An 18,923-nucleotide genomic window follows, 5' to 3' on the forward strand; every position below is an offset into this window, starting at 1 on the left:
TAGAACTACTGTTGCCTCACAATCATCCGTGACAGCGTCTGCGCCGTCCGATATCGGGATAGATCATGGACAGCGTTGTGACCGAGGACCGCCCGGTGGCGGATGACCGTTTTGATACCGCGCGGATCACCGCCGCGATCGATGCGCTCGCCGAAAAAAATGCCGGCCGCGAGGACGTGTTCCGCTCGGCGATGGCGCAACTGCTGAAGGCCGAGTTGATCGCGGCGCGAAAAACCGCGCAAGCGGTGTTGCTGAAGGACCGTCACGGCCGCCGCTGCGCCGAGCGGCTGTGCTTCGTGCAGGACGAAATCATCCGCATTCTCTATTCCGCCGCCACGCGGCACCTCTATCGCTCGCATGTCCGATCGGGCGAAGAGCGCATGTCTGTCGTCGCCACCGGCGGTTACGGCCGCGGCCTGATGGCGCCGGAATCCGACATCGATCTGCTGTTCATCCTGCCCTACAAGCAAACCGCCTGGGGCGAGCAGGTCGCCGAGGCCATTCTCTATTGCCTGTGGGACATGGGGCTGAAGGTCGGCCACGCCACGCGTTCGGTCGATGAATCGGTCCGGCAGGCGCGCGGCGACATGACGATCCGCACCGCCATCCTCGAGACCCGGTTCCTGACCGGCGACCGGCCGCTCTACGACGAACTGGTCGCGCGCTTCGACAAGAACGTCGTGCAGGGCACCGCCGCGGAGTTCGTCACCGCCAAGCTCGCCGAGCGCGAGGAACGCCATCGCCGCGGCGGTCAGTCGCGCTATCTGGTCGAACCCAACGTCAAGGACGGCAAGGGTGGCCTCCGCGACCTCCACACGCTGTTCTGGATCGCGAAATATGTCTATCGCGTGCGCGAGACCGATGAACTGGTCGAGCGCGGCGTGTTCGACGCGCAGGAATACCGCACCTTCCGCCGCTGCGCCGACTTCCTGTGGTCGGTGCGCTGCAATTTGCATTTCGTCTCCGGCCGCGCCGAAGAGCGGCTGTCGTTCGACATGCAGCGCGAGATCGCGGTCCGCCTCGGCTATACCTCGCATCCCGGCATGCAGGATGTCGAGCGCTTCATGAAGCACTACTTCCTGGTCGCCAAAGACGTCGGCGACCTCACCGCGATCCTGTGCGCCAAGCTGGAGGACGAGCAGGCCAAGCCGGCGCCGGTGCTGAGCCGCGTCGTGGCGCGGTTCCGGCCCGGCATCAAGCGCCGCCGAGTGCCCGACTCTGACGATTTCATCATCGACAACAACCGCATCAATCTCGCCGCGCCCGACGTCTTCAAGCACGATCCGGTCAATCTGATCCGGATCTTCCACCTCGCACAGAAGAACAACCTCGCCTTCCATCCCGACGCCATGCGCACGGTGACGCGCTCGCTGAAGCTGATCAACACCGGCTTAAGGGAAAATCCAGAAGCCAATCTTCTGTTCATGGAGATCCTGACGTCCGACAACGCCGAGACCGTGCTGCGGCGCATGAACGAGACCGGCGTGCTCGGTCACTTCATCCGCGCCTTCGGCAAGATCGTCTCGATGATGCAGTTCAACATGTACCACCATTACACGGTGGACGAGCATCTGATCCGCTGCGTCGGCTTCCTGCAGGACATCGAGCGCGGCGGCAACGACGAGTTCACCGTCGCCAGCGACCTGATGCGAAAAATTCGCCCCGAGCACCGCGCGGTGATCTACATCACCACGCTGCTGCACGACATCGCCAAGGGGCGGCCCGAGGACCATTCGATCGCCGGCGCCAAGGTGGCGCGGCGGCTGTGCCCGCGGCTCGGTTTCAACGCCGCCGATACCGAGACGGTGGCTTGGCTGATCGAAGAGCATCTGACCATGTCGACGGTGGCGCAGTCGCGCGACCTGTCGGACCGCAAGACGATCGAGAATTTCGCCGCCGTGGTGCAATCGGTCGAGCAGATGAAGCTCTTGACGATTCTGACCACCGCCGACATCCGTGGCGTCGGTCCCGGTGTCTGGAACGGCTGGAAGGCGCAATTGTTGCGCACGCTGTATTACGAAACCGAGCCGGTGCTGACCGGCGGCTTCTCGGAAGTGAATCGCGCCCAGCGTATCGCGGTGGCGCAATCCGAATTCCGCGCCGCCTTTACCGAATGGCCGGAGCAGGAGCTCAACGCCTATATCGCGCGGCATTATCCGGCGTACTGGCTCAAGGTCGAACTGCCGCGCAAGATTCGCCACGCGCGTTTCCTGCGAGCCAGCGAACAGGCCGGCCACAAGCTTGCGATCAATGTCGGCTTCGACGAAGCGCGCGGCGTCACCGAGCTGACGATCCTGGCAACCGACCATCCCTGGCTGCTGTCGATCATCGCCGGCGCCTGCGCGTCGGCGGGCGCCAACATCGTCGACGCACAGATCTACACCACCACCGACGGCCGCGCGCTCGACACCATCGCGATATCGAGGGAATACGACCGCGACGAAGACGAGGGACGCCGCGCCACGCGAATCGGCGAGATGATCGAGCAGGTGCTGGAGGGCAAATTGCGCCTGCCCGAAGTGGTGGCGCGCAAGGCGGCCGCGCGCGGCAAGGTGCGGCCCTTCGTGGTCGAGCCTGAGGTGACCATCAACAACCAGTGGTCGGACCGCTACACCGTGATCGAGGTGTCCGGCCTCGACCGCCCGGGCCTGCTGTACCAGCTGACGACGGCGATCTCGAAGCTCAACCTCAACATCGCCTCCGCCCATGTCGCGACCTTCGGCGAGCGCGCCCGCGACGTGTTCTACGTCACCGATCTGCTCGGTGCGCAGATCACCGCGCCGACTCGGCAGGCCGCGATCAAGAGCGCACTGCTGCACCTGCTCGCAAGCGAGGACAACGCCGCCCAGCCGGCGGCGTAATCCGTCGCTCTTCTCTCAGAACTGCGTGATCGGCTCCAGCTTCTCGCCCTTGCGGAACGCGCGCAGCGGCGCGGTGTCGGTATAGACCCGCTCCTCGATGATCTTGCCATTCTTGATCCGGAACTTGTCGACGCCGCGCCATTCGAACCTTACGCCGTTGACGTTCCGCGTGGTCTGCCATTCGATGATCACTACGTCGCCGCGCGAGGTCCAGTCCAGCAATTGCCAGACGAAATCCGGCGCCGCCGCCGTCTGCACTTCCATCAGCCGGTCGAGTTCGTTGCCCGCCACGCGCCGGCCCACCAGCGGCGTATGCAGTGAGCCTTCGGGGTGCCAGAGATCGAGAAAGGCTTTTCCGTCCCGCGCCGCCCAGGCGGCGGCAAATCGCGTCACAAATTCCTGAATTTCTGCGTCCGTCATTGGTCGTCTCCGTGGTTGGAATGTGGGAGACGCTAGGGGCCGTGCATGAATCTGTCTGGCGGTTTACGGACGTGACATGTGAGGGCTGATCGGGTGGGCAAAGCGAAGCGTGCCCACCATTCACGACGACAACGCAAGATGGTGGGAACGGCGCAAGAGCGCCTTTGCCCACCCTACGTTCTCACTTTTTCAGCATTACCCCCTCATGCTCCAGCAACCACCGCTTCCGCTCAAGCCCACCGCCATACTTGACCAGCGCACCGTTGGCGCCGATCAGGCGATGACAGGGCACGACGACGCTGATCGGATTGGAGCCGTTGGCATGACCGACCGCACGCATGGCCTTTGGCGCGTTCAGCATCGCTGCCAGTGCGCCGTAGCTCATCGTTGTACCCGCCGGTATTTTCGGCAATGCGGTCCAGACCTTTTGCTGGAACGGCGTACCCGCGACGCGCCACTTGATTGCGTTGAGGCGATCGAGATCGCCTTTGAAATACGCCGTCAGCGCCGTCTTCAACTCTTTCGGTGACTGCGCCTCTTTCAGATCGACCGGACCATATTGCAGCCGCAGCAACTCCTTCATGCGCGGCCCGTGCTCTTCCCAATCCAGCGCACGCAGCAGACCGCCGGCATCGGTTACCAGCAACGCGGTTCCGATTGGCGTTTGGAGCCGGTCGAGATGGAAGGTTTCAGGCGGCTTCGCGCTCATCGATTTTTCCGGACAAGGCGGGATGCGGTACGCCCGCGGCCCACAGATGCAACGCCGCATAAGCGCGCCACGGCCGCCAGCGCTCGCTGCGAACAAGCAATTCCGCAGGCGACGGGCGGCGCCCTTCACTGTCGGTCATCGCGCGGAGTAAACCGATGTCGGCGGCGGGGAACGCATCGGGTTCGCGCAGTTCGCGCATGGCGATGTATTGCGCGGTCCATTCGCCGATTCCCGGCAGCGCCCTCAGTTTCACGATCGCATCCTCAAGGCTGGCGCTGCGGCTGAAGATCGCGGGATCGGCCGAGATCGCCTGCGCCAGCGAGGTCACCGCCATCGCCCGCGCACCTGATATCCCGAGCGTTGTCAGATCGGAACTCGCAATCCGCGCCGCAAAAGGAAACAGATGGCTGAGACCCTCGCTCTCCGTCATCGCAGGCGGCAGCGGCTCGCCAAAGGCCTGCACCAGTTCGCCGAGCAGTTTGGTCGCGGCAGGAACCGTGATCTGCTGGCCGAAGATCGCCCGCACCGCGAGCTCAAAGCCGTCCCACGCCCCGGGGACGCGCAAGCCTGGCCGGGCCGCGACCAGCGGCGCCAGCACGGGATCGAGCGCGAGATGCGCTCCGATCGTATCGGGATCGGCGGCGAGATCGAACACCCGGCGCACCCGCGCAATGATCTGCGGCAAGACCGCCATGTCGGGAAAGCGAACGCGGACGTCGATCCGGTTCTTCGGCGCGGGCACGACGCTGATCACGCCGCACTTGCCGCCGATCGCAATCGTGCGGCGATAGCTATCGCCGGCAACGAGCTCGACACCGGGAATGGCGCGGTCGGCCAGGAACGACAGCATCGCGTCCCAATCATAGGGCGGGCGATACGGAAGACGAACCGACAGCGCGCCGGCTTCACGCCTGGCCTTGTCGCGGGAACGCCGCAACGCGGCCGGCGGACGCCCGAACAGCGCCAGGAAGGTTTCGTTGAAGCGGCGCACGCTGTTGAAGCCGGACGCCAGGGCGACCTCGGCCATCGGCAGCGACGTTTCGTGGATCAACTGCTTGGCAAGCAGCACCCGTCGGGTTTGGGCCACCGCGATCGGCGAAGCGCCGACATGCTGACGGAACAGCCGCCGCAATTGCCGCCCGCCGACGCCGAGCCGGCTGGCCAGGCTCTCGACATCATCGTCATCGAGCCCGCCGGATTCGATCAATGCCAGCGCGCGCGAAACCGTGTTGGAGCTGCCGCGCCAGAACGCGAGGTCAGGCGACACTTCCGGCCGGCAGCGCAGGCAGGGACGGAAGCCGGCCTCCTGGGCTGCGGCCGCCGAAGCATAGAACGACACGTTCTCGAATTTCGGGGTGCGCGCCGGACAGATCGGCCGGCAATAGATGCCGGTGGTTTTGACGCCGACAAAGAGCCGCCCGTCGAACCTGATATCCCGGGTCGAAATCGCGCGGTAGCAAGCGGTACGGTCCATATCCATCAGGAAATCATCCAATATCGTGCAGGGCATGTCCCGCGCTTTGCGCGCGGATACCCGCTCAGTTCTCGAAAATCAGGCAAGTCGTGGTGCCGTGCGCGAGCAAACGTCCCTTGCTATCCGTGATGCGTCCTTCCGCGGTGCCGACCCGCCGGCCGCTGCTGAGCACGATGCCCTCGGCCCTGATCGTGCCGGTCCCGGACGTAATCGGTCGCACCATCGAAATCTTGAACTCCAGCGTCGTCGAGCCCAGACCTTTCTCCAGGGTCGACTGAATGGCCAGCCCCATGCAGCTGTCGAGCAGCGTGGCCGAGAAGCCGCCATGCACGGTGCCGGCCGGGTTGAGGTGGTCGTCACTCGGTTCGGCGGTGATGACCACGCGCCCGCTCGCGGCTTCGGTGACATCGTAGCCCAGTGTGCGCGCGATCGTGTTGAGGGGCAGCGTGCCATCGGCGAGCCCCTGGACAAATTCCAGGCCACTCATTTCCTTGCGCCTGACGACACTGACGGTGCCGTATGTTCTGTCGGTACGCATTCCCATTGATTCTCCGCGCTGTCGCTCGATCGAAGCATCTGATATCGCGCCCCGCCTGTCTCGCGGTTTTCGGACCTCATCATTTTCTGCAAAATATCGGCACGCCGCAGCACTTTTCACGCTGAGCGTGCTAGCGTCCACCCGAATTCCGCTGTCGGTTTGGGGGGGCCGCCACATGATGCTTATCGCCAATTGTCTGGTCGCGGTGGTCGCCGCGCTGCATGTGTACTTTCTGGCGTTGGAGATGTTTCTTTGGGAAAAGCCGCTCGGCCTGAAAACTTTCCGCAATACGCCTGAGAAGGCGAAAGAGACAGCGGTGCTGGCCGCCAATCAGGGCCTTTATAACGGCTTCCTCGCCGCCGGCCTCGTCTGGGGCCTGATCCATCCAAACCCGGGCTTCGCGTTCCAGATCAAGGCATTCTTCCTGCTCTGTGTGATCGTGGCCGGTGCCTACGGCGCCGCGACCGTCAGCCGCCGGATCTTGTATGTACAGGCGGCGCCCGCGGCGCTCGCATTGATCCTGCTCTGGTTGGCGTAAAGTGCATTTGCCGGCGGTGTCTTCGGTATCCCGTGCGGGTTCCAATTGCCCGCATCGTCTCATTCCGGAACGCGACCAAGACTTGTGGATTCGTTTTGTGCAGTCCGCGTGGCTGCCTTCGGTTTAATCTCGATTGACCGGGACTTGCGATAGTCGACCTTTTCGCAAGCTCGCCTTGCATTGCAGCATCCGTTCCGCCACTATTGCAACCAGCGATGGCGTCCATCGGGTCATATTAAGTCCCAAGACAAGATCATCGGCTCAATCAACACATGAGGAAACGAACAATATGAAGAATGGTATTTTCCATTTGGTCACCGGCACGGCGCTCGCGATCGCCCTGTCGGCTTCGTCGGCCTACGCGCAGAAGAAATACGATACCGGCGCGACCGACACCGAAATCAAGATCGGCCAGACCGTGCCGTTCTCGGGCGCCTATTCCGTCTATGCCAATATCGGCAAGACGCAGGCCGCCTACATGAAGATGATCAACGACCAGGGCGGCATCAACGGCCGCAAGGTCAACCTGATCCAGTATGACGACGCCTACAGCCCGCCGAAGACGGTCGAGCAGATCCGCAAGCTCGTCGAGAGCGATGAAGTCCTCCTCACTTTCCAGGTCATCGGAACCGCGGCGAACGCCGCCGTGCAAAAGTATCTCAACGGCAAGAAGGTGCCGCAGCTGTTCGCCGCCACCGGCGCGTCGAAGTTCACCGATCCCAAGAACTTCCCCTGGACCATGGGCTACAACCCGAACTACTTCGTCGAGGGTCGCATCTACGGCACGTACATTCTGAAGGAACATCCGGATGCCAAGATCGGCATCCTCTACCAGAACGACGATCTGGGTAAGGACTATGTCAACGGCCTGAAGGCCGGTCTTGGCGACAAAGCGGCAAAGATGATTGTGGCCGAGGCTTCCTATGAAGTTTCCGACCCGACCATCGATTCGCAAGTGCTGAAGATCAAGGACGCCGGCGCGACCCTGTTCTACAGTGCCACGACGCCGAAGCAGGCGGCGCAGGCGATCCGGAAGATCCACGAACTCGCCTGGAAGCCGGTGCACATCCTCGACATCAACGCCAGTCCGGTCAGCGCCACGCTGCAGCCGGCGGGCCTCGAAGCGTCGAAGGGCGTGATCAGCGTTCAGTACGGCAAGGATCCGGCCGATCCGACCTGGAAGGGCGATCCGGGCCTGCAGAAGTATCTCGACTTCATGGCGAAGTACTTCCCGGAAGGCGACAAGATGAACACGGTCAATACCTATGGCTATTCGACCGCACAGCTGCTCGTGCAGGTGCTCAAACAGTGCGGCGACAACCTGACGCGTGAAAACGTGATGAAGCAGGCGGCCTCGTTGAAGGACGTCGTGCTCGACCTCGCCCTGCCGGGCATGAAGATCAACACCGGCCCCAACGATTACCGCGTCAACAAGCAGCTGCAGATGATGAAGTTCAACGGCGAGCGTTGGGAACTGTTCGGCCCGATCCTCGAGGACGCCGGCCCGGCGGGCTAGCCTCAACTTTCATCGATACGAACGATCGGCGGTCCCTCGGGGCCGCCGATTTGTTTTTTTAAGGGCAGTCGTCATTGCCGGGCTCGACCCGGCAATCCATCGTTCTTCATTTGAAGCTTCGCTTGATGGATGCGCGGGTCGTCTAGCGCGAAGACGCGCTTCGCGCTTCTGCCCGCGCATGACAAGTGGTGCAAACGGCGCCCCAGCTACGGGATCTCCCCAAACGTCTTGCCAACCGGCAACACGGCGTGCCGGATCAGCCGCGAATCCTCGACCGCGGCTTGGCGATGTTTCACCGCTTCCCGATAAACGGGGTCGCGGATCATCTCGGCGAAGGCGGCGACACTTGGATATTCGGCGATGAAGCAATGATCCCAGCGCTCTTCCGCCGGCCCGATCAGCATCAGTTCGAACCGCCCCTGCCAGACGATCCGCCCGCCGAGCCGTTCGAACACTGGCCCGCTTTCCCGTCCATACGCCGCATAGGCTTCCGCGCCTGACGCCTTGCGCCCGTCGGGATAGGCAGCTTGTTCCCGCAGGCGAACCAGATTGAGCATGTGGATCGGCCCCGGCCGGTCGTTGGCCCGAAATTGCGCGAACACTTCCTTGGTCGGATCGATGTGGCCCATGGCGGGGTCTCCCTGCTGATTCTGCTCTCTTTTTTTGACGCGTTTTCTACCGCAGATAAGTATACGCAATCTGCGTAAACTTGATTGCTATGCGAACCGGGATCCACTTCGCTTGAAAACGCTATGTTACCACGCGCCGCCGCACCTCCTAATCCCGCGTTAACCTCTCCGTAACCGACCCTTAAACTGCGGACGTTAGCTTGCGGCGGGCGGGATGTGAGCAGCGTTTGCGTATGGCGTGGGGACGGAAAAAGAGCGGCGGCCGCAAGGAACCGCAATTTGGGCTCGCCGCCGCGCTGAGCGAATTGCGGCTGTCGCCGCAGGACCGCGTCACTGTAAGCGACGACAAGCCGAAGAAATCATCAGCCAAGCGCAAACCCGAAAACGAAGACGACGAGCCGCCGCGCGAGCGCAAGCCACGCGCAGGCCGTAGCGGCGCCAAGCGCCAGTCGAAATCGCGTGGCGGATTCCGGATCGGACGGTTGTTCTATTGGGGCGCGGTGCTCGGTCTGTGGGCCGCGATCGCGGTCGTCGGCGTCGTGATCTGGGTCGGCGCGCATCTGCCCGCTATCCAGTCGCTGGCGATCCCGAAACGTCCGCCGACCATTCAGATCGTCGGCGTCGACGGCAGCGTGCTGGCCTCCCGCGGCGAAATGGCCGGCGCCAATGTCTCGCTGAAGGACTTGCCGCCCTACCTGCCGAAAGCCTTCATCGCGATCGAGGACCGTCGCTTCTATTCGCATTACGGCGTCGATCCGATCGGCATCGCGCGGGCGGCGGTCGCCAACGTCATGCATCGCGGCGTCTCGCAGGGCGGCTCGACACTGACCCAGCAGCTCGCGAAGAACCTGTTCCTGACCCAGGAACGCACCATCACGCGCAAGCTGCAGGAAGTCGAACTCGCGATCTGGCTGGAACGCAAGCATTCCAAATCGGAAATCCTCGAACTCTATCTCAACCGCGTCTATTTCGGCTCCGGCGCCTATGGCGTCGAGGCCGCGGCGCAGCGCTATTTCGGCAAGTCCGCCAAGAACGTCACGATCGCGGAAGCCGCGATGCTGGCGGGCCTCGTCAAGTCGCCGTCGCGGCTGGCGCCGAACCGCAATCCGGAAGGCGCGGAGCAGCGCGCCCAGATCGTGCTCGCGGCGATGGCCGATGCCAAGTTCATCACCGATGCGCAGGCGCAGGCCTCGATCGGCCATCCCTCCTACAATGTGAAACCGGTCGGTGCCGGCACAGTCAATTACGTCGCCGACTGGATCGGCGAAGTGCTTGACGATCTGATCGGCCAGATCGAACAGAGCATCGTGGTCGAGACCACGATCGACCCCAAACTTCAGAGCGTGGCGGAAGCCTCCATCATCGACGAACTCGCCGCGAAGAGCGTCAAGTTCAACGTCACCCAGGGCGCGCTGGTGGCGATGACGCCTGACGGCGCGGTGCGCGCCATGGTCGGGGGGAGGAACTATGCCGAGAGCCAATATAACCGCGCGGTTACCGCCAAGCGCCAGCCCGGCTCGGCCTTCAAGCCGTTCGTCTATCTCACCGCGATCGAAGCGGGATTGACGCCTGAAACGATCCGGCAGGATTCGCCGATCGATATCAAAGGCTGGCGGCCTGAGAACTACACCCATGAATATTTCGGGTCGGTGACGCTGACCCAGGCGCTTTCGATGTCGCTCAACACGGTGGCGGTGCGCCTCGGCATCGAAGTCGGGCCTAAGAGCGTGGTGCGGACCGCGCATCGGCTCGGCATTTCCTCAAAGCTGGACGCCAACGCCTCGATCGCGCTCGGCACCTCGGAAGTCTCCGTGCTCGAGCTGGTCGGCGCCTTTGCGCCATTTTCCAATGGCGGGCTCGGCGTTTCCCCGCATGTCGTGACCAAGATCCGCACCAATGAAGGCAAGGTGCTGTACAAGCGGCAGCCGGATCAGCTGAGCCAGGTGATCGAGCCGCGGCACGTCGCGATGATGAACACCATGATGCAGGAGACGCTGCTGTCGGGCACCGCGCGCAAGGCGGAGCTTCCGGGATGGATGGCCGCCGGCAAGACCGGCACCAGTCAGGATTTCCGCGACGCCTGGTTCATCGGCTATACCGCAAACCTCGTCACCGGCGTCTGGCTCGGCAATGACGACAATTCGCCGACCAAGAAGGCCACCGGCGGCGGCTTGCCGGTCGAGGTCTGGACCCGCTTCATGCGATCGGCCCATCAGGGCGTGCCGGTTGCGAACCTGCCGAAATCACAGGCCGGCGGCGGCGGCCTGCTGTCAAATCTGTTCCCCGCCTCGCAGGTCAGCGCGCCGCCGCAGCCATCGTATCAGCCATCGGCGCAAGCGCCGGTGCCGCTTGCACCGAACCCCTCGGGCGGCGGCTATCGCCAGCCACCGACGCGCACGTCGGCGCCGCCGCCGAATCCATCGGCACGCCCTGAGGCGGCCGCTGGACTGGATGGATGGCTCATGGACCGCGTGTTCGGCGGGAATCGCTAGACGCGCGGCGGCTCAAGAACAAAAACTGCGGAAACAACCCCATGCACGGTAAGCACGTGCTTGTTTTTGCTCAGTCCTGAATCGCGTAGCTTTGTAGCCCGGATAGGGCCAACGGGTCGCGCGAAGCGCGCCCGATGACGGCTCCACGCCATCCGGGATGAGCCCATCGGTTGCACGACCGTCCCGGATTTCGCTGCGCTTCATCCGGGGTACGATTGCCCGCGACTACCCTAATCCTCGACCCCGTAACGATGCAGATCGTTGCCGTGGGTGTCGAGCCAGGACTTGGCGCGCTCGACATGGCCGCAGACCTTCGCGACGACCCGCCAGAACCGCGGCGAATGGTTCATCTCAACCAGATGGGCGACTTCATGCGCAGCGAGATAGTCCAGCACAAAGGGCGGCGCGAGGATCAGCCGCCAGGAAAACGACAATGATCCGGCCGACGTGCAGGAGCCCCAGCGGCTCGATTGATCGCGGATCGACACCCGCTTGACCCTGACGCCGAGTTCTTCCGCATAGGCCAATGATGCCTTGTGCAGATCCTTGCGCGCTTCACGCTTGAGGTAATCATGGACGCGGCGGTCCATGTGCTCGGCGCCGCCGGCGACACACAGAACCTTCTCGCCGCTGTCGCGGGTTTCGGTCCACACCGTGCCGCGCTCGCCGGCGCGATGCACGATGCGATGCGGAACACCGCGGAGCGGTACCACTGTGCCAGCTTGAAACGGTGCGGCCTTCGGCAGGCGGCCGAGACGTGCGGCGATCCAGCCGCCATGAAGCTGCGCAAAGTCCTTTGCTTCCACCAGCGTGCCGCGCGGCGGCATGGTCAGGATCGCCTCGCGATCGGTCGGATGAATGCGTAACGTGTAGCGGCGCGCGCGGCGGTGCCGGCGCAGCCGAATCGCAAAGAATTGCGAGCCGTGCTTGACCAAAAGAGTCGCGGGTTCGGCGGGCCGCCGATAGAGGAGGGCGCGAGTAGCCATGTCTGACAGTCCGGGGGGCAAGAGTTCGCCCGGATTCTGCCATAACCGCTGCCACTCAAGCCGCCACTGAAACCGTTCGGCGCAAAAACAAATCATTTGCCCAATATACAGGGGCTGGACTCTATTCCGCCCCTACCGGCAGGGGCTGGAACCAAAAATTTTAGGTAGAATCATCGTTCATAATCAGGTCCAAGAGATGAGTCTGAACTCATCCTTTCAGGGACCTGCGAATCCGGATTCTTTAAATCAATTCAGCGGCTTACATGCGCCGCCGAATCGACGCCAGGATTGCCGTTACTCGGCAGCCCCAACCAATTTGTCTGATGCAGCGACCAATTTCGGCTTGGTATTGGCCGAAGACAGCATGAAATCGGAAATGCGCGGCACGATTTCGGAGCGGAACCGCGAACCATTGAACACACCGTAGTGCCCAACGCCCTTTTGCACGTAATGCACGCGGCGATGATCGGGAATCGATGTGCACAGCGAGTGCGTCGCTTCGGTTTGTCCAAGACCGGAGATGTCGTCGTTCTCGCCTTCGACCGTCATCAACGCGACGCGGCGAATTTTCGACGGATCAACCAGCTTGCCGCGATGGATCATCTCGCCCTTGGGCAGCGCATGCTTGACGAACACGACGTCGACGGTCTGCAGGTAATATTCTGCGGTCAAATCCATCACCGCGAGATATTCGTCATAGAATTCGCGGTGCTTGTCGACCAGATCGCCGTCGCCCTTCACCAGATTGCTGAACAGAGCCTTGTGGGCGTCGGTGTGGCGATCGAGATTCATCGTGATGAAGCCCGAAAGTTGCAGGAAGCCTGGATAGACGTCGCGCATCACGCCGGGGTGCGGGAACGGCACCTTGGTGATGACGTGATTGCGGAACCATTCGATACCGCGCTCGGCGGCGAGATTGTTCACGGAGGTCGGATTGCGACGGGTGTCGATCGGGCCGCCCATCAGCGTCATCGACAGCGGCACGAAGGGATCGTTGGCGGCTTCCATCACGGAAACCGCTGCCACCACCGGCACCGAGGGCTGGCACACCGCGATGACATGCATGTTGCCGCCGAGCACATGCAGCATCTCGATCACGTAGTCGACGTAGTCGTCGAGATCGAAGCGGCCTTCCGCCAGCGGGACCATCCGCGCGTCGGACCAGTCGGTGATGTAGACTTCATGCGTCGGCAGGAAGGCTTCGACGGTGCCGCGCAGCAGGGTGGCGTAGTGACCGGACATCGGCGCCACGATCAGCACCCGCGGCTGCGGGCTGCGCAGCGGCCGCGTCAGCTTGCGATCGAAATACAGCAAGCGGCAGAACGGCTTTTCCCAGATCGAGCGAACCTCGACCGGCGTGCGGACGCCGTTCACTTCGGTCGTGTCGAGGCCCCAATCCGGCTTGCCGTAACGGCGCGTGGTGCGCTCAAACAATTCGCAGGCCGCGGCGATCGATTTGCCGAATTCGGTGTGCGACCACGGATTGAGCGGGTTCTGAAACAGGATCTTCGTGGCATCCGTCACGGCGCGTGCCGGATTGAGCGACGCGTGGCCCATTTCGTACATCCAGTACATCGGCGTCGTAAGTGCCGGACTGCCTTCGGCCACCAGTGGCGGTGCTCCGCCAAACTCACCAATCGGCATTGAATTCTAGACCCCTGTTTTGCGCCGCAGCATAGTGCCGAATGCGCAATAACGCGTCAATGCACACCTCCGTATATATACGGAGCGAAACCGCCAAAAACCCCAGAAATACACGGGAATTTACGACTTATTCACCGCCGCCGAGCAGCGAGCCGTGGTGTTTGGCGCTGCGCAAAAGGGCAAGAAAGATCGCAAATGACGCGATAAACAGCACCGCGTTGATCGCGAGCGACCACACCATCAGGTCGGTCCGGAACACGTGGTCGATCAACAGCGCCCGCATGCCCTCGAACACGTAAGTCGGCGGCAGCGTCCAGGCGAGATATTGCAGCCAGACCGGCAGCACCGACACCGGATAATAGACGCAGGCGAGCGGCATCAGGCCGAACATCAGCGTCCACACGATGCTCTCGGCGCCGAGGCCGTTGCGCAGCACCAGACCCGACACGAAGATCCCGATCGACCAACTGGTGAAGATCAGATTGCAGAAGAACGCGATCAGCGGCAGGCCGATGGCGAAAAAATTGAAGTCGAAGCAAAACAGCGCCAGCAGCGTCATCGGGATCACGCCGATCGCAAGCCGGATCAGGCTCATCACCATCAGCGAGATCAGGAACTCGATCGGCTTCAGCGGGCTCATCATCAGATTGCCGAGGTTGCGCGCCCACATCTCCTCGAGGAACGAGATCGAAAAGCCGAGCTGGCCGCGGAACAGGATGTCCCACAGGATGACCGCGCCGATCAGCGAGCCGCCGGCCTGGGCGAAAAATCCCGACGTCTGCGAAATGTAATTCTGCAGGAAGCCCCAGGTGATGATCTGCAGCGCCGGCCAGTAGATCAGCTCCAGAAGCCGCGGCCAGGACGACATCAGTAAATACCAATAACGCAGCACCATCGCGTTGATGCGCTGTACCGAAATTCCGTGATGAATCGCGATCCCGCTCATGGCGTGCCTTCCCTCACCCGCCCGCGCGCGACGTCGAGGAACACTTCTTCCAATGTCGCGCGGTTGTAGCGCGCCATGATCTGATCGGGACTGTCGTCATCCTCGATCCGGCCGCGTTTCATGATGATGACGCGATCGCACAGCCGCTCCACTTCCAGCATGTTGTGCGATGCCAGCAATATCGTCGCATCATGTGTCTTGCGGTAATCCTGCAGATGCTGCCGCACCCAATCGGCCGTATCCGGGTCGAGCGAGGCCGTCGGCTCGTCCAGCAGCAACAGTTCGGGCTGATTGATCAGCGCTTTCGCGAGCGCAACGCGGGTCTTCTGGCCAGCGGAGAGTTTTCCGCTGGCGCGGTCGAGGAACTCCTCGAGATCAAGATCGGCGGCAAGCTGCGCGATGCGCTCGCGCAGGTTCTCCACCGCATAGAGCCGGCCGAAGATGGTGAGATTCTGCCGCACCGTGAGCCGCATAGGCATGTCGACATAGGGGCTTTCGAAATTCATCCGGCCCAGCACTTCGGCGCTTTGCTCGGGCATCGGATGTCCCAGCACCTGGATACGGCCCGACGTCGGCAGCACCAGACCCATGATCATCGCAATCGTCGTGGTCTTGCCGGCGCCGTTGCCGCCGAGCAGGCCGGTGATGCTGCCGCGCGCGATGCGAAACGAGACATTGTCCACCGCGCGGGTGGTCTTGTAGAGCTTGATCAGATGCGCGACCTCGATCGCGGCGGATCCTGCCGGACCGGCTGCGGGCGATTGCGCTGGCGTGGCGTCGCTATTGACCATTTCCACCCGTTCATTGAGCCATCAGGGCTGATAGCGCAAGGGTTCGGAGTGCCTGGCGGCGGGCGGGCCTGCATGGTTCGAGACGCCGCTTTCGCGGCTCCTCACCATGAGGGGATAGTCTTTACCCTCATGGTGAGGAGCGCGGCAGCGCCGCGCGCCTCCGGACGACTGCATCGCCGAGCGAACCATGCAGGCCCCCGACCGGACGGAATGATGCGCAAATTTGTGATCGCGGCGCCGCGCGGCTAAAGTTGCAGAATGACTGAGATTTCCGGCTCCGATTTTCGCCATCCACTCCGCCATGTCCGTCTCGATACGATATTGCGGCTGCGCTGGCTGGCGGCGCTCGGCCAGCTCACCGCGATCTTCATCGTGGCGCACGGGCTGGAGTTCGACGTTGCCATCATTCCTTGCGTCGCCATTGTCGGCCTCTCGGCGCTGGTCAATCTCGCGCTGCAGGTCGCGTTCAATCCGATGCAGCGGCTGGAACCGGTCTATGCGGCCGCCTTGCTTGCGCTCAACATCGTCGAACTTGCGGCGCTGCTGTTCCTCACCGGCGGGCTGCAAAATCCGTTCTCGTTCCTGTTCCTGGCCCCCGTCCTGATCTCGGCGACGGCGCTGCCGATCCGGCTGACCATTGCGCTTGGTGTGCTCGCGGTCGCCTGCGCCTCCGCCCTGGTGTTTTTCCATCTACCGCTGCCATGGGACAGCGAAGACCCGATGGTGCTGCCGCCGATCTACCTGTTCGGCGTCTGGCTCTCGATCCTGGTCGCGATCGGCGTCACCTCGCTCTATGCGTTCCAGGTCACCGAGGAGTCCCGGAAACTGTCTGACGCGCTGGCGGCCACCGAACTGGTGCTGACCCGCGAGCAGCACCTCACCCAGATCGACGGCCTTGCCGCCGCTGCGGCGCACGAACTCGGCACGCCGCTGTCGACGATCTTCCTGATTTCGCGTGAACTCGAAAAGACGGTTGATGGCAACGAACAGCTCGCCGGCGACCTCAAAACCCTGCGCGAGCAGGCGCAACGCTGCCGTGAGATCCTGGCCAAGATCACCCAGCTCTCCTCCTCCGGCGCACCGTTCGATCGCATGCCGCTGTCGACGCTGATCGAGGAAACGGTTGCACCGCACCGCGATTTCGGCGTCGCCATCAAGGTGCGGCTAGCGGTCGCAGCAACGCGTGAGCCGGTCGGCGCCCGTAACCCCGCCATCCTCTATGGCGTTGGCAACATTCTGGAAAATGCGGTCGATTTCGCCCGGACCACGGTCGAGGTTAACGCCTGGTGGAACGCGGATACGGTCGAGATGATCATTTCCGACGACGGCCCGGGCATCGCCCCCGACATGCTGAAACGCATCGGCGAGCCCTATTTATCGCGGCGGCGCAGCACAGATGAGGACCAAGGCGCGCGCGCCGGCCTTGGGCTCGGCATCTTCATCGCCCGTACCCTGCTGGAGCGCACCGACGCCAAGGTCTCGTTTACCAACCGGACCTTTCCCGATCACGGCGCTGTGGTACAAATCGTCTGGCCGCGCGAACGCTTCGAGGCGGACGACACGGCGCCGGAAACCGACTCCTGGAATGGTTCCAGCGACCGCGAATGACAGCCTGATCGACTATTGAGGGCCTTGGCAGCGCCGTCTGGTCACGCCATATCGTAGTTGTCTGTTTTGACGCGTTTTCTTCACGCGAACCGGTACCCACTTCGCTCGAAAACGCTATAGTGCACCATCAACCGGGGATACCCGATCTTGAACGCCATCACCGAACTGAACGACCTCACCGACCGCTCGCTCCTGATCGTCGAGGATGACAAGCCGTTTCTGGAGCGCCTGTCGCGCGCGATGGAAAGCCGCGGCTTCGCCGTGACGTCGTGCGATACCGTGTCCGACGGTCTCGCCCAGATCGGCCGTTCCGCGCCCGCTTTCGCCGTCGTGGATCTGCGGCTCGGCGACGGTAACGGGCTCGACGTGGTGTCGGCGCTGAAGCGCAAGCGCCCCGAGGCGCGCGCGATCGTGCTGACCGGTTACGGCAACATCGCCACCGCCGTCACGGCGGTGAAGATGGGCGCGGTCGACTATCTCTCGAAGCCCGCCGACGCCGACGACGTGGTCGCAGCGTTGCTAGCCAGCGGCACCGAGAAATCCGAACTGCCGGCAAACCCGATGTCGGCGGATCGCGTGCGCTGGGAACATATCCAGCGCATCTATGAAATGTGCAACCGCAACGTCTCGGAAACCGCGCGGCGCCTGAACATGCACCGCCGCACCCTGCAGCGCATTCTGGCCAAGCGCGCGCCGCGGTAACTGTCCTCCCCGAGATGTCGTCCCGGCCTTGAGCTCAGATGTGCAATTGCACATCGGGGGACCCATACTCCGCGGCGGTCATTGTTGCAGAAGGTCGCTAACGCCAGCGTTCTCACCGATGGGCCGCGGCGTATGGGTCCCGGCTCAAGGCCGGGACGACGTGGATGGGTTATCGCAAGCAAACACAACTTCGCGATCTCACCCTTCACGTTCTCCCGCCGTCGACGACATAGTGCTGACTGGTGCACGCGCTCGCTTCTTCCGAGGCCAGGAACACCACGACCCGGGAGATGTCGTCCGGATAGAGTTTGCGCTTGAGGCACTGCGCCTTCATCAGGTCGGCCTCGCCTTGCGGCGTAACCCATTTCTCGATCTGTCGCTCCGTCATGATCCAGCCGGGAACGATGGCGTTGACGCGGATATTCCAGACGCCGTAATCGCGCGCGAGCCCGCGCGTCAATCCAAGCACGGCCGACTTCGAAGCGGTGTACACCGGCATCCCGCCCTGCGCGGTCATCCAGGAGATCGATCCGAAATTGACGATCGCGCCGTCTTTTGCGGCTTGCATGTCCGGCAGGACGGCTTGAGCGGCAAAGAACTGGTGCTTCAGATTGACGGCGATTCTGTCATCCCAATATTCCGGCGTAACGCTCTCGACCGTATGCCGGTCATCATGCGCCGCGTTGTTGATCAACACGCGAATCGGCCCAATGCCGGCCCTGATCTGACCGATCGCGGCGCGCAAATGATCGATGTTGGTGACATCGCAATATTCATATCGGACTGCAAATCCCTGTGAAGCGAGCTCATCGACCAAACGCGTCGAAGGATCTCTGGCGATGTCCAGAAAGCCGACTTTGGCCTTCTGCCGCGCGAAGGCACGCACGATCGACGCGCCTATCCCCGACCCACCGCCGGTGACCAATACAGTTTTGCCCTCGAGATCTGGATAGATTGCAGCCATTGAATGATCCACCGTTGCTGGACGCGGGCGCCGATGCCGGATTCTATTTTGATTCCAGGGCCCGCTGCGCAGCGAGAGATAGACCACAACCGCCGGCGCTCGTCA

General features: G+C 62.7%; 16 protein-coding genes. 6 read left to right on the top strand and 10 right to left on the bottom strand.

The window, feature by feature from the left end:
- Nucleotides 1-65: 65 nt before the first annotated feature.
- Entirely contained in the window at nucleotides 66-2,861 is a 2,796-nt protein-coding gene (locus JQ609_RS17250; protein WP_212274294.1) for a [protein-PII] uridylyltransferase, read from the top strand.
- 15 nt (nucleotides 2,862-2,876) lie between these two features.
- Here the strand turns inward: JQ609_RS17250 and JQ609_RS17255 are convergent, their stop codons facing one another.
- The 4 genes from JQ609_RS17255 to JQ609_RS17275 all read right to left on the bottom strand — a co-directional run bounded on the left by JQ609_RS17255 (nucleotide 2,877) and on the right by JQ609_RS17275 (nucleotide 6,008).
- Nucleotides 2,877-3,281 (bottom strand): nuclear transport factor 2 family protein, encoded by a 405-nt coding sequence (locus JQ609_RS17255; RefSeq protein ID WP_211995512.1) that lies wholly within the window; start codon nucleotides 3,279-3,281, stop codon nucleotides 2,877-2,879.
- A gap of 181 nt (nucleotides 3,282-3,462) precedes the next feature.
- Nucleotides 3,463-3,990, bottom strand: coding sequence for a methylated-DNA--[protein]-cysteine S-methyltransferase (locus tag JQ609_RS17260; protein ID WP_212207126.1), 528 nt, complete (start codon nucleotides 3,988-3,990; stop codon nucleotides 3,463-3,465).
- Nucleotides 3,971-5,470, bottom strand: coding sequence for a DNA-3-methyladenine glycosylase 2 family protein (locus tag JQ609_RS35095; protein WP_249128100.1), 1,500 nt, complete (start codon nucleotides 5,468-5,470; stop codon nucleotides 3,971-3,973). The genes JQ609_RS17260 and JQ609_RS35095 overlap by 20 nt, the downstream gene beginning before the upstream one ends.
- 58 nt (nucleotides 5,471-5,528) lie before the next feature.
- A complete protein-coding gene (locus JQ609_RS17275; RefSeq protein ID WP_249128104.1) occupies nucleotides 5,529-6,008 on the bottom strand; it encodes a PaaI family thioesterase in 480 nt (159 codons plus the stop codon).
- A gap of 169 nt (nucleotides 6,009-6,177) precedes the next feature.
- Here JQ609_RS17275 and JQ609_RS17280 point away from each other — a divergent pair, with 169 nt between their 5' ends.
- Together JQ609_RS17280 and JQ609_RS17285 are read left to right on the top strand one after the other, a co-directional pair.
- The gene (locus JQ609_RS17280) at nucleotides 6,178-6,540 is read left to right on the top strand and encodes a DUF1304 domain-containing protein (RefSeq protein ID WP_212274295.1); all 363 of its coding nucleotides are present in this window, start codon (nucleotides 6,178-6,180) and stop codon (nucleotides 6,538-6,540) included.
- Nucleotides 6,541-6,829: 289 nt separating this feature from the next.
- On the top strand, nucleotides 6,830-8,056 hold the full coding sequence (locus JQ609_RS17285; protein ID WP_212207124.1) for an ABC transporter substrate-binding protein: 1,227 nt from the start codon (nucleotides 6,830-6,832) through the stop codon (nucleotides 8,054-8,056).
- Nucleotides 8,057-8,262: 206 nt separating this feature from the next.
- On the opposite strand, the gene JQ609_RS17290 is transcribed toward JQ609_RS17285, so the two are convergent.
- Nucleotides 8,263-8,685, bottom strand: coding sequence for a DUF1330 domain-containing protein (locus JQ609_RS17290; protein ID WP_212207123.1), 423 nt, complete (start codon nucleotides 8,683-8,685; stop codon nucleotides 8,263-8,265).
- A 233-nt stretch (nucleotides 8,686-8,918) separates the two neighbouring features.
- Here JQ609_RS17290 and JQ609_RS17295 point away from each other — a divergent pair, with 233 nt between their 5' ends.
- Nucleotides 8,919-11,177, top strand: a complete 2,259-nt coding sequence (locus JQ609_RS17295; RefSeq protein WP_212274335.1) for a penicillin-binding protein 1A — start codon at nucleotides 8,919-8,921, stop codon at nucleotides 11,175-11,177.
- Between the two features lie 230 nt (nucleotides 11,178-11,407).
- On the opposite strand, the gene JQ609_RS17300 is transcribed toward JQ609_RS17295, so the two are convergent.
- The 4 genes from JQ609_RS17300 to JQ609_RS17315 form a co-directional block, all read right to left on the bottom strand.
- Nucleotides 11,408-12,259, bottom strand: coding sequence for a M48 family metallopeptidase (locus JQ609_RS17300; protein ID WP_212274296.1), 852 nt, complete (start codon nucleotides 12,257-12,259; stop codon nucleotides 11,408-11,410).
- A 198-nt stretch (nucleotides 12,260-12,457) separates the two neighbouring features.
- Entirely contained in the window at nucleotides 12,458-13,807 is a 1,350-nt protein-coding gene (locus tag JQ609_RS17305) for a polyhydroxyalkanoate depolymerase (protein WP_212207121.1), read from the bottom strand.
- 127 nt (nucleotides 13,808-13,934) lie between these two features.
- The gene (locus JQ609_RS17310) at nucleotides 13,935-14,753 is read right to left on the bottom strand and encodes an ABC transporter permease (protein ID WP_212207120.1); all 819 of its coding nucleotides are present in this window, start codon (nucleotides 14,751-14,753) and stop codon (nucleotides 13,935-13,937) included.
- The gene (locus JQ609_RS17315) at nucleotides 14,750-15,544 is read right to left on the bottom strand and encodes an ABC transporter ATP-binding protein (RefSeq protein WP_212274297.1); all 795 of its coding nucleotides are present in this window, start codon (nucleotides 15,542-15,544) and stop codon (nucleotides 14,750-14,752) included. The genes JQ609_RS17310 and JQ609_RS17315 overlap by 4 nt, the downstream gene beginning before the upstream one ends.
- A 258-nt stretch (nucleotides 15,545-15,802) precedes the next feature.
- Here JQ609_RS17315 and JQ609_RS17320 point away from each other — a divergent pair, with 258 nt between their 5' ends.
- Both JQ609_RS17320 and JQ609_RS17325 read left to right on the top strand, forming a co-directional pair.
- Nucleotides 15,803-17,152 (top strand): ActS/PrrB/RegB family redox-sensitive histidine kinase, encoded by a 1,350-nt coding sequence (locus JQ609_RS17320; RefSeq protein ID WP_212274298.1) that lies wholly within the window; start codon nucleotides 15,803-15,805, stop codon nucleotides 17,150-17,152.
- Between the two features lie 147 nt (nucleotides 17,153-17,299).
- A complete protein-coding gene (locus tag JQ609_RS17325) occupies nucleotides 17,300-17,854 on the top strand; it encodes an ActR/PrrA/RegA family redox response regulator transcription factor (RefSeq protein ID WP_192736382.1) in 555 nt (184 codons plus the stop codon).
- A 205-nt stretch (nucleotides 17,855-18,059) separates the two neighbouring features.
- On the opposite strand, the gene JQ609_RS17330 is transcribed toward JQ609_RS17325, so the two are convergent.
- Nucleotides 18,060-18,818 carry an SDR family NAD(P)-dependent oxidoreductase gene (locus JQ609_RS17330; protein WP_212207117.1) on the bottom strand — a complete coding sequence of 253 codons (759 nt, stop codon included), beginning with the start codon at nucleotides 18,816-18,818 and terminating at the stop codon, nucleotides 18,060-18,062.
- Nucleotides 18,819-18,923: the final 105 nt, after the last annotated feature.

Source organism: Bradyrhizobium sp. AUGA SZCCT0169 (assembly GCF_018130085.1).
In the GTDB taxonomy this organism is placed as follows: Bacteria; Pseudomonadota; Alphaproteobacteria; order Rhizobiales; family Xanthobacteraceae; genus Bradyrhizobium.